Origin of the sequence: Paenibacillus shenyangensis (assembly GCF_000346635.1) — a bacterium.
GTDB lineage: Bacteria > Bacillota > Bacilli > Paenibacillales > Paenibacillaceae > Saccharibacillus > Saccharibacillus dauci.
In genome coordinates this window covers 1-395 of sequence record NZ_AOIG01000062.1, presented here as the reverse complement: position 1 = coordinate 395, position 395 = coordinate 1, and the positions used below count along the sequence as shown (strand labels likewise).

General features: G+C 51.6%; 1 protein-coding gene. It reads right to left on the bottom strand.

The window, feature by feature from the left end; translation table 11 throughout:
• Window positions 1-272 (bottom strand): hypothetical protein (locus tag H065_RS26730; protein ID WP_152425992.1); only part of this gene is annotated, 272 nt, incomplete at its 3' end.
• Window positions 273-395: the final 123 nt, after the last annotated feature.

Genomic DNA, 395 nt, shown 5'->3' with positions numbered 1-395 from the left:
TTCTCCGCAATCCGGTACACCATCCCGTCGGCTCCAGCCACTTCCATCCCTGGATTCAGCTTCGGCATATCAAACGGTAGCTTAGGCACTTTGGTTTTGATCGGCAGGAAATCCAGTGCCAACTCTGTCAGCATCCGTGTCTTTTGTCCGGAAGAAGCAACGCTAATCTGATGATAAGTGTCAACAGGATGAACCGCCATTCCTATCAGACCAGCCATTCCATCTGCTACTTCATTGGCCCGCTGCTTGAGCACTTCCGGTTTGCATTCCACCAGATCAACAAACAGCGATACACCACCTTCTGCAAGACACCTACTTCATCCCAGATAATCCAGGCTGTCGAATGGTTGTTCCGCTCCGCTTCCTCTGCTTCCTGCTGAGCAATCTCCGCCTCT